Below are 12,611 nucleotides of genomic sequence, written 5' to 3' on the forward strand. Positions count from 1 at the left end.
CCTTCTGCATCCGATAACATTTCGTTGAAGTGCTTAAAGAAATCTATCAAATCATTGAAAAGACCTCTTGAAAAGTAGGTCACAGCCCTTTATATTCGATGTACATCCAAGTTTTTTGAATACACCGATGAGATTTGTTGGAATTGAAAAGGAGATGCACGTATGCTTGAGAAGCCTGTCGGCTTTTTGCTTTTTTCCACGCTTGAAGGAGTGGCGGTGTTTACGCTCATTCTTAGTATTTTTAAAGTTAAAATGACCCCTTATGTATGGCAAGCGATTTTTGTGAACCTGTTTATGAACCTGCAAAGTTATTTGCTGAGAGAGGAATTTTCCCTCGCTTATCTGGTGCCTGTCATTAACATGCTGCTTTTTATTTTTTTGCTCGCTACGGTGGTGAAAATTCCGATTGTGTGGTCAGGCATTATGACGGTTACCGGTTATTTTGCTTATGCGGTTATTCAGTCGGTGCTTTTAAAAGTGATGTTCGGGAGCCTGCCAGTCTCTGAGCTACAGGGCGGTTCCTTGAAGGGCTATCTGCTGCAAACGATAAGTGCGGTGGCAGGACTGCTCATTACATTTATTTTGTATCGAAAAGGCATCGGGTTTGCCGCTAATTTCAAAAAGCTTAAATTTAAAGCTGAATACGGCATTGTGATTACGCTCATTATTTTATCTCTCATATCCACCTCTATCGTGCTGTACTACAACGAGGTATGGTTAAATATGATGTTTTTTGCACTGGTATCGGGATTCTTCATCTATTATGCGATTGGAAAGGAGTATCGGGATGATTGAAACCATGGCTTTCAAGCTTGCTAACCAGATCAAACGGACTGTGCCGGATCATCCGGCCTCCATCCCGGTGCTTAAATATGCGCTAGCTCTCATTATTAATGCTTCCATGATTATTGTGCTGACCTTAGTTGCCTCGTTCGTTACCGGGCGGACGGCAGAAGCTGTGATGATTCTGGTGGTTTTTGCCTTGTTGCGCCAAATATCAGGAGGGATCCATCTAAAAACAGGGATGGCATGTGTTGTGGCGACCTCTGTAGCTTTTACAGCCATATCCTGTATCTCTTTACATGATTGGTGGACAAACCTCTTCACCGGATTATCCCTGCTTCTTGTCCTATGGTTTGCCCCGTCCAGAATTGAAAAGCAGTCTCGCATTCCATCCCGGTTTTATCCCCTCCTGCGACTGTTATCTTCCCTGCTTGTATGTACTAATTTTGTAATCGGTTCCTCTGTAGTGGCTGTTGCTTTTCTAGTCCAGAGCCTGACGTTGATTCGGAAAAGGAGGTGAGGAAAATGGTGAAAAAAATCGTATATGGTCTGGCTACCTCGTTGTCTATGTTTGCTGCATTTGCTGTATCGGTAGCGAGTTATGTGTATGTCTATCAGGGAGATACGCCCGAGGAGCTGCTTAAATAGTATAACTTCATTCCCTTATATACATAGGCTGCCAGTGAGCAGCTTCTTTTTTTTGCAAAAAAAATCAGGCGCTCCAATAAGAGCGCCCGAATGGGAGAGGAGAAACCGGACGAAGAGCTTATGGGGAAACGTAAGTCTTCTCCGCGGTTGTCTACGACATTGGTTGAATGCCGATATCCTAAGGATGCCCACGATATGGTTTTTTATACCTCCTCAAATCCTGCGTTTTTCAAACGGCGATCCATGTGGTACGATAACGTCATAATCTTTATATGGTTATGAACACATATAGAAAATAGGTGAGTTTCAGCGTGAGAGTGGTATCGGGTAGTGCCAAAGGAAGGCCGTTAAAGGCAGTTCCCGGCACAGGGACGCGGCCGACCACGGATAAGGTCAAGGAAGCGCTATTTAGCATGATAGGTCCTTATTTTGAGGGGGGAGTCGCGCTTGATCTGTTTGCAGGCAGCGGCGGCCTGGGTATAGAGGCGCTTAGCCGAGGAATGGACAAGGCAGTCTTTATTGATATGGAATCGAAAAGTATTGATGTCATTAAAGAAAATTTGCGAAAAACCGGATTGGAAGGACAGGCTGAAGTGTTCCGCAATGATGCCGGACGAGCGCTCAAAGCGCTGGCAAAACGTGGAGCTCTTTTTGATGCTGTTTTTCTGGACCCGCCCTATCGTCTCAAGCATGGTGATGAATTGATGAGCCGTATGGCTGAACTGGACTTGCTTCGTTCTGAGGCAGTCATTGTGCTGGAGTATGAATCGGGACATGAGTACCCGGAAAGCTTTGGGCCGTTCGAACAGGTCAGAAAAGCGGTCTATGGCGAAACAACGTTATCTATCTACCGCTTTGCAGCAAAGCAACAGGACGATACAGAACATACTGAGGCCGGAATGGAAAAATCCGGCATAACCGAATCAGGCGGGGAGGACCATCATGACTGAGCACAAACCACGTATTGCCGTATATCCGGGGACCTTTGATCCCGTGACGATGGGGCATCAGGATATTATTCAAAGAGCGGCGAGGCAGTTTGATCTGCTGATTGTCGCGGTACTTAACAATATTAGTAAAAATCCACTGTTTTCTCTGGAGGAGCGAATGGAGCTGCTGCGGACGGTAACCCGCGATATTCCGAACATTGAGGTGGACAGCTTCCGTGACCTGACAGCCAATTATGTACGTGAAAAAGGGGCTCAGGTTATCGTCAGAGGAATCCGGTCAGTGACAGATTTTGAATACGAGCTGCAATTGGCTTCCACAAACCATAAGCTGAACCCGGATGCAGAAACGATCTTTATGATGACGAACCCGACTTATTCATATCTGAGTTCCAGTATGGTGAAGGAAATCGCCCATTTTGACGGCAAGGTCGTAGATCTGGTGGCTCCTGAGGTCGAGGATGCGCTGCGTGCCAAGGTCAACGCCAAGCGCGGCGGCTCCACCATGAAGCAATAAAGGAAATGACAAGCAGTGTAAGTATAATCGCGCCCAGAAGCGCAATAGACAACACGGTTAGTTGCCAGGGATACAGCGACGGACTTTCCAACTGTGTCCACAGGTTGCTGCTCTCCGCCATGACGGAATGCGCGGCGGGATCATAACCGCCTTCCGCGAAGGAAGAAACAGAGCTACGGCTAACATAAGCGGGAAGTGTATTGCTTGTCATACGGCTAAGAGGCGTCCATGCGACGAGTGTAAGCACAAAGGCGATGATGCTATGAAGCACCCTGGATATGGTGAACGTGATGCCTTTGTCCGATGGTTTGGTGACAGCTGTGATTTGGAGCCAGCCGCATAGCCCTCCCCAACCTAGTACGGCGCTGATCAGAGCCGCTTGTGTGCGGAGATCATACGGCAGGCGGCTGATTTCATAGGAACCGAGATGAAGTTCCATCCAGGCGGGCCATATGAAAGAAAATATTCCTTGGCCTGAGTATATGGATAGCAACCGAATCAGCACGGAAAAGAAAATAATGAATCCACCTGTCACCATAAGCGTCTGTACAGCATGGGATACGGTTTCGCCCAGCAGCTTTCCGAAGCTGCGGCCGTCCCGTTCTCTGGCAGAACGTGTGGCGTCCCATGCGGACCGGATGAGAGTGGTAGAAGTACGGGAAACAGAGGTTCGCCGGAGGGCGACTGGCGTTTCCCGTTTTTGCGATTCTTTTGAGGATGCAGTCAGTCTGACTGTAATCCATCCCGCCAATAGGCCGGAGATCCAGTGAACGGCAAGCAGCATGACGCCTACAGCAGCATTATGCAACAATCCTGTTCCGATAACGAGCAGGATGGTAATCGGATTGCAGAAATGAGCGATAGCGGTCAGTCGTCTAAGCTGGCGCTTGGTCATATCCTCCTGCTGTGCCCATTGGCGCACAGCTTCCGCAGTAGCCGGAAATCCGGCGGTCAGGCCTAGGGCCAGCACCCAGCCGCTTCGCCCCGGAAGACGGAACCAGGAGCGCATGAACGGCTCCAGAATGACGCCAAGCCCATGCACCAGACCGAAGGCTACAAACATTTCGGACAGCATCAAAAAAGGGAGCATGGCCGGAAAAATAATGCTCCACCATAGCTTAAGCCCTTGGGCAGAGGCTTGGAACACCTCTTCCGGTGAGGCGACAACAGCCAGCACAAGCAGAATGGCCCCAAGGCCAAGCAACAGGGTTGTCCAATAGGGAGCGGAATGTGCTTCCTTTTGTAGCAAAGGTTTCACCTCTCTGGAAGTGATATGATTTAACATTTTAAAAAACGAATCTCATCGTGCATAAATATATTAGAGTGCATCGTATGTTGTTTCTAGCGCTTGTTCGCGTTTGTAATCGCCGCAGGGTGCTCGTACACGCTGTCGGTAAACAATATGCTTTTTTGTAAGAATTGAGAACAGGCGGCGCAGAGTTGGTTTCGATGAGATAGGAGAAGTTAAGGCTGTGAGGGGGGAGAACCGATGAAGCGAATAAACCAGAATAGAGCTTTTTTTACAACCGGATATGTTCTGATCCTGGCCGCTATGGTCTATGTGCTGGTATATATGCCAACCCCATATCTGATCTATGGACCCGGTGGGGCAAATGAAATCAAGCCGATGGTAACCATTCAGGAAGGCGACCGAAGCGAACGGGGGACCTTTATGATGACGACGGTATCTGCGCGTTACGCTAATGTCATTATGCTGGGTATATCGAAGCTGGATGCCAATTCGGAGATTCAGCGCAAGGAGGATCGACTGCACGGCAGGAGCGAAGACGAATATGCAGCAGAGCAGGTGTGGTATATGGGAGATTCCCAGTCTTCTGCGATGGAGGCTGCTTATGCCCGGGCCGATATTCCTTATCGCATTGTGCCGGATTATGTGTATGTATTTAAGGTGCCCGGCTCAAATAGTATGTTCCATCCCGGAGATGAAATTCTGGAGCTGAACGGGGTGAAGGTGGCGGATAATCGTTCCATCCGAAACGCCTTGGAGGATGAAAAGGCAGGAACCATGGCCAAAGTGAAGCTAAAACGTGATGGCAAGCTGCTGACGGTGCAAGCTCCATTAATGACCATCACAGACAGCGAGACGGGCAAGCAACGACCCGGTTTTGGAGTCAGCATTGCCACGGTTCAGAAAGTAGAGCCGAAGGATGAACGTAAAACGATTCATTTTACGTCAACAGATGTAGGCGGACCCTCGGCTGGTTTGATGTTTACGATGGAGATCTATAACCAACTGACACCGGGTGATCTGAGCAAGGGATATCGTGTTGCCGGTACGGGTACGATTGATAAGAGCGGTAAAGTTGGAGCGATCGGCGGTGCAAAGTATAAAATTGTCGCCGCTGACCGTCAGGGTGCTGAATTGTTTTTCGTCCCGGCGGACAATTATAAGGAAGCCAAGGCCAAAGCCGAGCAAATCGGAACCAAGATGAAGCTCGTTCCGGTTCGCAAGCTTGACGATGCGTTAACTTATATGGAAAAGCTCCCGATCAAACCATGACGGGCGGCCGCAAGTAATCGGCATACATGTCACGGATGGCGGGACGTGGCATTCCGGCCGCGTGTATGGCGGCTGCGGCTGTATCCCAGTCCAGATGGGGATGCGATCCGGCTGACAGCTTGACCCATACCGGAAGGGTGGCTGTCTGCTTCATCCGGGCCAGCAGCTCGCGTCCGGCACCGTTAAAGCCGAGCACGCGGATATAGCCGGGGGCTTTCGCCAACTCGGAGGGAGCCATATCCGCCTTGGCATGATTCAGTAAAATATGTGTGAACATACGTTGAAGCTTCGTACGCGTGTAGCGCTTTGTCTTGACGGCGGCTAGTAATGCCTCTACGGAGGGCTGGGGCAGCGTGTACAGCGATTGCCGCAGGCGATGCTCCAGCCCTTCGGTAACTTCGTGCAGCTCCGCCAGCTGCTGAGGGCTGCGCGTGATGAGAGCGTTCAGCAACGGCTGGCTGAACGCTTCCCATTGCAGCGGCGCGCGTCCGGCTTGCCATTCGCGCCGTAAAATCTCCAGCGTCGCCGCAGGCATGTACGGCGACGCGGCCTCCGGCCCGCCGTCCAGCAGCAGACGGCGGATGGCCGTGGCGCTGGCGATGACTCCGTCCGCGGGGGCCACGGCTTCGTGGTAGCCCGATCCCGTGCGGGCTACGGTGAAGGGCTTGATTGCGCTGTCCAGCCGTTCCAGCGCAATCAAGTAATGCAGCCCCAACGTATTGTTGGGCTGCTGCATGAGGGCGGCTAGCGCAGCGCCGTCCGTCCCTTCAGCCGCGAGCGCGGCTGCGGCCCCCGCGTAAGCGGCGGGATAGCTTGCGCCGCTGCTCAGGCGCTGCGCGATGCCGGCCTTGAGCTCGGCAGGCTCCGCCGCCAGCACGCGGGCCAGCGCTCGCAGCGGGGCGATGTCGCCGCTCTCGCTGCCGAAGCAGAGCGCGTCGACGACGCCAGTGGCGCGGAGCAGGGCGACCGCCCCGTGGGCGAACCATTCTGCGGGCTGGACGGCATAGGCCACAGGCAGCTCCAAAACCAGGTCCACACCCATGGCAAGTGCCATTTCGGTGCGGGACCATTTGTCCACAATCGCGGGTTCCCCCCGCTGGAGGAAGGGACCGCTCATCACAGCCACCGTGCGCTGTGCGCCAGTGATGCGAAGAGACTCCTTCCAGTGATGAGTGTGACCGTTATGCAGCGGGTTGTATTCTACAATAATACCGAGGGTTTTCAAGGCTGTACGTCGGCTCCTTTCTTTTGTTGCTAGTCTGGTGACTATCCTAGAAATGATGGTTATCCATCAGCTAATGATTGTTCTTAGGGGCAGCGATGCTGCTTTTTCGTGATCGGAAATGAACAAGGCCATTGAGACCTGGAGAAAAAAGCTTTATACTCGCATTATTGTACACGAAGAGTGGCGGGGGTACGAATACTCACAGGTACATGATCCGCAACGTATTTTCGCTTTCGCATAAAACTTGCGAAACCATTGGAAAACCGATGAGATTTGTGAGAGGTGTAAAGTGAAAGGTGTTGACAAACGACTCGATCAGTCGGTATAATAATTTTTGTTTGTTTGGAGTGATAGTGATGCAACTATTTTTTCGCAAAGTAGCAACAAGTGATGGTCCTTTTCCGATCCGTGAAGCTCTTAATGTGAGTGAATTGGTGGATGATCGTCCTGATGTTACGGCCGTTTCCCCGCTGGAGACCGATTTGGTCGCCGTTAGTCTGGGTCAAGGCTTGATGAGCGTGGAAGGCACGTTGACCGCAGGTCTGGACATGCTGTGCTCACGCTGTTTGAGTCCGATGCACGAGGATTTGAAGATTGAATTCCGTGAACGGTTCAAGCAAACCTCTTCGGTTGGCGAAGAGGAGGATGAAGATGGCGAATTTATCGCAGTGACGGGGGATTCCTTCGATATTGCACCGTATTGTGAAGAGCTGTTTGTACTGCACGTGCCATTTGCGCCTGTGTGCAGTGAGGATTGTCAGGGGATCGCTCCTGCGGCCGGACAAAACTGGAGCGTTGGCTCCGATGACAGTACCGATGATGATACGCAAAAGATTGATCCGCGTCTGGCAGGGCTTAAGGATTTTTTTAAATGAGAATTGAGTTCAATTCTGACAAATCATCATCCACTTGTGCGGAGGAGTTAATCGACGCATGGATGTTGCAGGCTTGATTCACCGGCTGTGAGTTAGCTGCTTCCGGCAGTTTCCTTCAGTCTTGAATGAGATAAGAAGTCACACCCGTTATACGGGTTGATCTGGTTAAGGAGGTGGGAATAATGGCAGTACCTCAACGGAGAACATCCAAAACTCGTCGCGACAAACGTCGTACTCACTTTAAACTGGCAGTACCAGGTATGGTGAAATGCTCCGAATGCGGCGAATTGAAACTTGCTCACCATGTGTGCAAAGTTTGCGGAACGTACAAAGCTAGAGAGATTATCTCTCAATAATGTCCGATAAGCGGATTCTTTGGAATCTTCGCAGGAAAAGTAGCGCTTCACTCTAGTGAGGCGCTACTTTTTTTGTCTTCGTACTTTCTTTTTGCGGCGGCATGCTATATACTGTTTTAGTACCAGGTTCTAAGAAAGAAGGGCCGAAGGGGTTCTTTATACATACAAGATGACAAATCGGCATGAAGCATTCGCCGCTAGCACGTGAAGTAACCCGAACTGTCGGCTGAACGGTAGTTTATTGCAGGGAAAGGAGGCGCCACAGATATCGAACGTTTGCCAAAGAGACAGAGACAGCAACGGCTGACTCAATTAATTGATGAGAATCCGTTCGTAACGGATCAGGAACTGACGAGACAGCTTAAGGTGAGCATTCAGACGATTCGGCTGGATCGGATGGAATTGGGTATCCCGGAGCTGCGGGAGCGACTGAAGCTGATGGCTGAGCGTTCTTACGATCAGGTTCGCTCCCTGCCTTTACATGAAGTGATCGGGGATATCGTTGATCTCCAGTTGGACAGAAGCGGTATTTCCATTTTTGAAATTAAAGAAGAGCATATCTTTTCACGTACCGGCATTGCGCGGGGGCATTATGTGTTTGCCCAGGCCAATTCATTGGCTGTTGCCGTGATTAATGATGAGATAGCGTTGACCGCTTCAGCAGATATTCGCTTTGTCCGCCCCGTTCATTTGGGAGAAAAGTGCATTGCCAAAGCATATGTGCGTTCAAATCCCGAGCAAAAGGGAAAAGCCAAAGTGGAAGTGTTTGCTTACGTGGGAGAAGAAATGGTGTTCCAGGGGAACTTTATCATTTACCGCTCCACAGAGGAAGAGTATAGCGAAGGAGGAAGTCAGCATGCGGATCGCCATTGATGCCATGGGGGGAGACAATGCTCCCGAGGCGACAGTAGAGGGCGCGTTATCTGCGGCGGCGGAATGGAAGGATACAGACATTACGCTGGTTGGTGACCGGGAACGAATCGAATCGGTGCTGAACGGCAGAGTGTTGCCTGCGAATCTCAGCATTCGCCATACATCTGAAACGATAGATGCGCAGGATGAGCCTGTGAAGGCAGTACGACGTAAAAAGGATGCCTCGATGGTCGTAGCTGGCCGAATGGTCAAAGAAGGCGAAGCGGATGCCATGATATCGGCAGGTAATACAGGTGCGCTGATGACGACAGGGCTGCTGGTGGTCGGGAGAATGGAAGGCATTGAGCGTCCTGCTCTCGCACCGATGATTCCGACGATTGACGATCAGGGTGTGCTGGCGCTGGACTTGGGAGCTAATATGGACGCCAAGCCTGAACATCTTGCCCAATATGCGCTGATGGGTAGCTTGTACCGCCAAAAGGTTCATGGTGTGGCTTCCCCCAGAGTGGGTTTGCTGAATGTTGGGACGGAAGCCGGGAAGGGCAATGAACTGACGAAACTGGCTTTCCCTCTGATTGAGCAGTTGCCTGTTAATTTTGTAGGTAATGTAGAGTCCAGAGACGTTCTGACCGGGAATTGCGATGTGCTGGTGTGTGACGGATTCGCCGGAAACATCATGCTGAAATCGCTGGAGGGTACGGCGGGTGCGATATTTTCTCTCTTAAAGGAGCAGTTTAGTAAATCTTTAAAGACCAAGCTGGCAGCGGCCCTGATTATGCGTGAGCTTCGCGGTTTGAAAGATAAGCTGGACTACAAAGAGCATGGTGGCGCTCCATTGCTGGGGCTGAGCGGGCTCGTCTTGAAGGGTCACGGTTCATCTGACGGCATTGCCGTCAAAAACGCGGTAAGACAGGCCCGTACGGCCTTGCAAAACCAGTTGGTGGAAAGTATATCCAAGGAAATCAGCAGGAAGTGAGTGACGATATGAATAATTTGCGGTCGGTTGGTGTTATCGGAACAGGGAAATACGTGCCTGAAAAAATATTGACGAACAAAGATTTGGAAGCAATTGTGGAAACAAGTGACGAATGGATTGTCAGTCGTACAGGAATTCAGGAGCGCCACATTGCGGCTCCAGAGCAGGCCACATCCGATCTGGCTTATGAAGCAGCGATTAAGGCATTGGCATCCGCAGGTATGACCGCACAGGATTTGGATCTGATCATTGTGGCTACGGTTACGCCGGACATGGCGTTTCCTTCGACTGCCTGCATTCTACAGGACAAGCTCGGAGCCAAAGGCGCAGCGGCTTTTGATTTGTCTGCGGCATGCTCAGGGTTTGTATATGGGCTAGCAACTGCGACGAGCTTTATTAAGACGGGCATTTATAATAATGCGTTAATCATTGGGGCAGACTGTCTTTCCCGGATCACGGATTATACAGACCGCAATACTTGTGTTCTTTTCGGAGACGGTGCAGGAGCTGTAGTAATTGGTGAAGTACCTGAGGGTAGAGGATTCCAATCCTTTGATCTTGGTGCCGAAGGAGCAGGAGGCGGATTGCTTAAGCTGGAAGCTGGCGGTTCACGTTTGCCTGCGAGTGCGGATACTGTGGAAAACAAGCAACACTATATTTATATGAACGGACGCGAAGTATTCAAGTTCGCGGTACGTGTTATGGGAACGGCAACTGTCGATGTGCTTGAAAAAGCGGGGCTTTCCAAAGATGATATTGATTTGTTCGTTCCGCATCAAGCCAATATTCGCATTATTCAATCGGCGATGCAGCGTTTGGATCTACCGGAAGAAAAGGTTATCATTAATGTTCATAAATATGCGAATACATCAGCTGCATCAATTCCTCTTGCGCTTGTAGAAGCAGCCGAGGAAGGTCGCATGAAGGAAGGCGACCGGGTATTAATGGTGGGCTTCGGCGGTGGTTTGACTTGGGGCGCGTCGGTTCTTGTCTGGTAAGAAAGCGGCGGGTTTGATACAATATTGAATTTGTCTGGTACTTTACAGGACAAGCATTGGATACAGAGAGGTGCATACACGATGGGCAAAACGGCATTTATATTTCCCGGTCAGGGTTCACAAGCTGTAGGTATGGCTAAAGATGTTTATGAAGCGGTTCCTGCAGCAAGAGAAGTGTTCCGCCAAGCGGACGAACGGTTGGGTTTTGCGCTAAGCTCACTGATTTTTGAAGGTCCAGATACAGCCTTGAAGCAAACATCCAATACGCAACCTGCGCTGTTGACGGCGAGCATTGCGTTGTATGAAGCGTTCAAGGAAAAGGGCATTCGCCCTGATTACGTGGCTGGACACAGTCTTGGAGAATACAGCGCGCTCGTTGCTTCTGGCGTACTTGCATTTGAAGATGCAGTTGAGATCGTTCGTACTCGTGGGGAGTTCATGGAGCAAGCCATTCCTGACGGACAAGGCGGGATGGCTGCTGTACTGGGAGCCGACCGTGAAGCGCTGGCGACACTATGCCGTGATATTACGGAATCTGGTCAACTGGTCGAATTGGCGAACATCAACTGCCCGGGGCAGATTGTCGTATCCGGTGCGAAGGAGGGCGTAGCCGCTGTCGCTGAACGCGTGAAGGAAGCGGGTGGCAAACGTGCTATTACTTTGGAGGTCAGTGGTCCTTTTCATTCTTCGTTGATGAAGGAAGCAGCGATTAAGTTGTCCGGCAAGCTGGAAGACGTAGCTTTCTCCAAAGCTCAGGTTCCGGTTGTAGCCAATGTCACAGCGAAACCTGTGCGTGAGGGTGGCGAAATTCGCCAGCTACTGGTCGAGCAGGTCTATTCCCCGGTATTGTGGGAAGACAGTGTAGCATGGCTGCTGGAGCAGGGAGTTGACACTTTTGTCGAGTTCGGACCGGGCAGTGTTTTGACCGGACTGGTTAAAAAGATCGACAAAACGGTTAAGCTGTATAATATAAGCAGCCTGGAATCGCTTGTTTCGGTAACGGAAGCCTTGGAGGCCCGTTAAAAGTAGCAATTATCGCCTTAACGGTTATATACTTGCAAGGGGAGGCTGGATGATGTCTAAGCCATTAAGTGGAAAAACGGCGCTCGTTACAGGGGCGTCACGGGGGATCGGCCGTAGTATCGCATTGGCGTTGGCTGAAGCAGGCGCTAATGTAGCGGTAAACTACGCTGGTAGTGAAGCGGCTGCGGCAGAGGTTGCGGAGCAAATTCGTGCCAAAGGCGTGGAAGCTATTACGGTTCAGGCTAATGTCGGTCGCGCCGACGAGGCAGATCGGTTAATCAAGGATGTGATCGGCGCTTGGGGCAAGATCGATATTCTGGTGAATAATGCCGGAATAACAAGAGATAATTTAATCATGCGTATGAAGGAAGAGGAGTTCGATCAGGTGATCGAAACGAATCTGAAAGGTGTGTTTAATTGCCTCAAGGCAGCGACTCGTCCGATGATGAAGCAGCGTTCCGGTCGGATCATCAATATTTCTTCCGTTGTCGGCGTACTCGGCAATGCAGGACAAGCCAACTATGTGGCTGCCAAAGCAGGAGTGATCGGTCTTACCAAATCGTCCGCGAGGGAGCTTGCTTCGAGAAGTATTACAGTCAACTGCGTAGCCCCAGGATTCATTGATACCGAAATGACACAGGTGCTTGCTGATGATTTGCGTGACAATATGCTCAGCGGTATTCCGCTGGCCCGTCTCGGACGGCCTGAGGAAATTGCGGATGTGGTGCTATTTTTGGCCTCTGATGCTTCCTCATACATGACGGGCCAGACTTTGCATGTGGATGGCGGCATGTACATGTAGCTACATGTAGCTAATCCGCATGCCCCGAAGAAGAGTAGTGATTGAAAACTCTCTTCTATGGCATTTT

Annotated in this window: 15 protein-coding genes; 13 read left to right on the forward strand and 2 right to left on the reverse strand. The window is 50.7% G+C overall.

Features of this window, described 5'->3' with window-relative positions; translation table 11 throughout:
* Positions 1 to 162: 162 nt before the first annotated feature.
* From ABIA61_RS01440 to coaD, 5 genes are all read left to right on the forward strand, one after another.
* Complete coding sequence (locus ABIA61_RS01440; protein ID WP_404580219.1) at positions 163 to 795, forward strand: hypothetical protein; 633 nt, start codon at positions 163 to 165, stop codon at positions 793 to 795.
* Entirely contained in the window at positions 788 to 1,303 is a 516-nt protein-coding gene (locus tag ABIA61_RS01445; RefSeq protein WP_404519269.1) for an accessory gene regulator ArgB-like protein, read from the forward strand. The genes ABIA61_RS01440 and ABIA61_RS01445 overlap by 8 nt, the downstream gene beginning before the upstream one ends.
* Positions 1,304 to 1,308: 5 nt before the next feature.
* Positions 1,309 to 1,431 carry a cyclic lactone autoinducer peptide gene (locus tag ABIA61_RS01450; protein WP_014281032.1) on the forward strand — a complete coding sequence of 41 codons (123 nt, stop codon included), beginning with the start codon at positions 1,309 to 1,311 and terminating at the stop codon, positions 1,429 to 1,431.
* A gap of 311 nt (positions 1,432 to 1,742) precedes the next feature.
* Entirely contained in the window at positions 1,743 to 2,381 is a 639-nt protein-coding gene (rsmD, locus tag ABIA61_RS01455) for a 16S rRNA (guanine(966)-N(2))-methyltransferase RsmD (protein WP_404519268.1), read from the forward strand.
* Positions 2,374 to 2,895: a pantetheine-phosphate adenylyltransferase gene (gene coaD, locus ABIA61_RS01460; protein WP_283655599.1), complete on the forward strand. Its 522-nt coding sequence runs from the start codon at positions 2,374 to 2,376 to the stop codon at positions 2,893 to 2,895. Before rsmD ends, coaD begins: the two co-directional genes overlap by 8 nt.
* Here the strand turns inward: coaD and ABIA61_RS01465 are convergent.
* The gene (locus ABIA61_RS01465) at positions 2,858 to 4,180 is read right to left on the reverse strand and encodes a nucleoside recognition protein (RefSeq protein WP_404580220.1); all 1,323 of its coding nucleotides are present in this window, start codon (positions 4,178 to 4,180) and stop codon (positions 2,858 to 2,860) included. The two genes, coaD and ABIA61_RS01465, sit on opposite strands and share 38 nt — an antisense overlap.
* Before the next feature lie 204 nt (positions 4,181 to 4,384).
* On the opposite strand from ABIA61_RS01465, the gene ABIA61_RS01470 reads away from it, so the two are divergent.
* A complete protein-coding gene (locus ABIA61_RS01470) occupies positions 4,385 to 5,416 on the forward strand; it encodes a YlbL family protein (RefSeq protein WP_283655600.1) in 1,032 nt (343 codons plus the stop codon).
* On the opposite strand, the gene ABIA61_RS01475 is transcribed toward ABIA61_RS01470, so the two are convergent.
* The gene (locus tag ABIA61_RS01475; protein WP_283655601.1) at positions 5,406 to 6,641 is read right to left on the reverse strand and encodes a nucleotidyltransferase; all 1,236 of its coding nucleotides are present in this window, start codon (positions 6,639 to 6,641) and stop codon (positions 5,406 to 5,408) included. The two genes, ABIA61_RS01470 and ABIA61_RS01475, sit on opposite strands and share 11 nt — an antisense overlap.
* 356 nt (positions 6,642 to 6,997) lie before the next feature.
* On the opposite strand from ABIA61_RS01475, the gene ABIA61_RS01480 reads away from it, so the two are divergent.
* From ABIA61_RS01480 to fabG, 7 genes are all read left to right on the forward strand, one after another.
* A complete protein-coding gene (locus ABIA61_RS01480; protein WP_404519263.1) occupies positions 6,998 to 7,516 on the forward strand; it encodes a YceD family protein in 519 nt (172 codons plus the stop codon).
* 182 nt (positions 7,517 to 7,698) lie between these two features.
* The gene (rpmF, locus tag ABIA61_RS01485; protein ID WP_007429979.1) at positions 7,699 to 7,872 is read left to right on the forward strand and encodes a 50S ribosomal protein L32; all 174 of its coding nucleotides are present in this window, start codon (positions 7,699 to 7,701) and stop codon (positions 7,870 to 7,872) included.
* Positions 7,873 to 8,148: 276 nt separating this feature from the next.
* Entirely contained in the window at positions 8,149 to 8,745 is a 597-nt protein-coding gene (gene fapR, locus ABIA61_RS01490) for a transcription factor FapR (RefSeq protein WP_044644904.1), read from the forward strand.
* The gene (plsX, locus tag ABIA61_RS01495; protein ID WP_044644903.1) at positions 8,729 to 9,721 is read left to right on the forward strand and encodes a phosphate acyltransferase PlsX; all 993 of its coding nucleotides are present in this window, start codon (positions 8,729 to 8,731) and stop codon (positions 9,719 to 9,721) included. The genes fapR and plsX overlap by 17 nt, the downstream gene beginning before the upstream one ends.
* An 8-nt stretch (positions 9,722 to 9,729) precedes the next feature.
* Positions 9,730 to 10,719, forward strand: a complete 990-nt coding sequence (locus ABIA61_RS01500; protein ID WP_044644902.1) for a beta-ketoacyl-ACP synthase III — start codon at positions 9,730 to 9,732, stop codon at positions 10,717 to 10,719.
* An 81-nt stretch (positions 10,720 to 10,800) separates the two neighbouring features.
* A complete protein-coding gene (gene fabD, locus ABIA61_RS01505) occupies positions 10,801 to 11,742 on the forward strand; it encodes an ACP S-malonyltransferase (RefSeq protein WP_404580221.1) in 942 nt (313 codons plus the stop codon).
* Between the two features lie 52 nt (positions 11,743 to 11,794).
* Positions 11,795 to 12,544, forward strand: a complete 750-nt coding sequence (gene fabG / locus ABIA61_RS01510; protein ID WP_404580222.1) for a 3-oxoacyl-[acyl-carrier-protein] reductase — start codon at positions 11,795 to 11,797, stop codon at positions 12,542 to 12,544.
* Positions 12,545 to 12,611 lie beyond the last annotated feature (67 nt).

The organism is Paenibacillus sp. RC21 (genome assembly GCF_044907935.1).
Taxonomy (GTDB): Bacteria; Bacillota; Bacilli; order Paenibacillales; family Paenibacillaceae; genus Paenibacillus; species Paenibacillus terrae_A.

Excerpts from the sequence above, each read along its gene's own strand:
- ABIA61_RS01440 (WP_404580219.1), top strand. The coding sequence starts at position 163 with ATGCTTGAGAAGCCTGTCGGCTTTTTGCTTTTTTCCACGCTTGAAGGA.
- ABIA61_RS01445 (WP_404519269.1), top strand. The coding sequence starts at position 788 with ATGATTGAAACCATGGCTTTCAAGCTTGCTAACCAGATCAAACGGACT.
- ABIA61_RS01450 (WP_014281032.1), top strand. The coding sequence starts at position 1,309 with ATGGTGAAAAAAATCGTATATGGTCTGGCTACCTCGTTGTCTATGTTT.
- coaD (WP_283655599.1), top strand. The coding sequence starts at position 2,374 with ATGACTGAGCACAAACCACGTATTGCCGTATATCCGGGGACCTTTGAT.
- ABIA61_RS01465 (WP_404580220.1), bottom strand. The coding sequence starts at position 4,180 with ATGTTAAATCATATCACTTCCAGAGAGGTGAAACCTTTGCTACAAAAG.
- ABIA61_RS01470 (WP_283655600.1), top strand. The coding sequence starts at position 4,385 with ATGAAGCGAATAAACCAGAATAGAGCTTTTTTTACAACCGGATATGTT.
- ABIA61_RS01480 (WP_404519263.1), top strand. The coding sequence starts at position 6,998 with ATGCAACTATTTTTTCGCAAAGTAGCAACAAGTGATGGTCCTTTTCCG.
- rpmF (WP_007429979.1), top strand. The coding sequence starts at position 7,699 with ATGGCAGTACCTCAACGGAGAACATCCAAAACTCGTCGCGACAAACGT.
- plsX (WP_044644903.1), top strand. The coding sequence starts at position 8,729 with ATGCGGATCGCCATTGATGCCATGGGGGGAGACAATGCTCCCGAGGCG.
- ABIA61_RS01500 (WP_044644902.1), top strand. The coding sequence starts at position 9,730 with ATGAATAATTTGCGGTCGGTTGGTGTTATCGGAACAGGGAAATACGTG.
- fabD (WP_404580221.1), top strand. The coding sequence starts at position 10,801 with ATGGGCAAAACGGCATTTATATTTCCCGGTCAGGGTTCACAAGCTGTA.
- fabG (WP_404580222.1), top strand. The coding sequence starts at position 11,795 with ATGTCTAAGCCATTAAGTGGAAAAACGGCGCTCGTTACAGGGGCGTCA.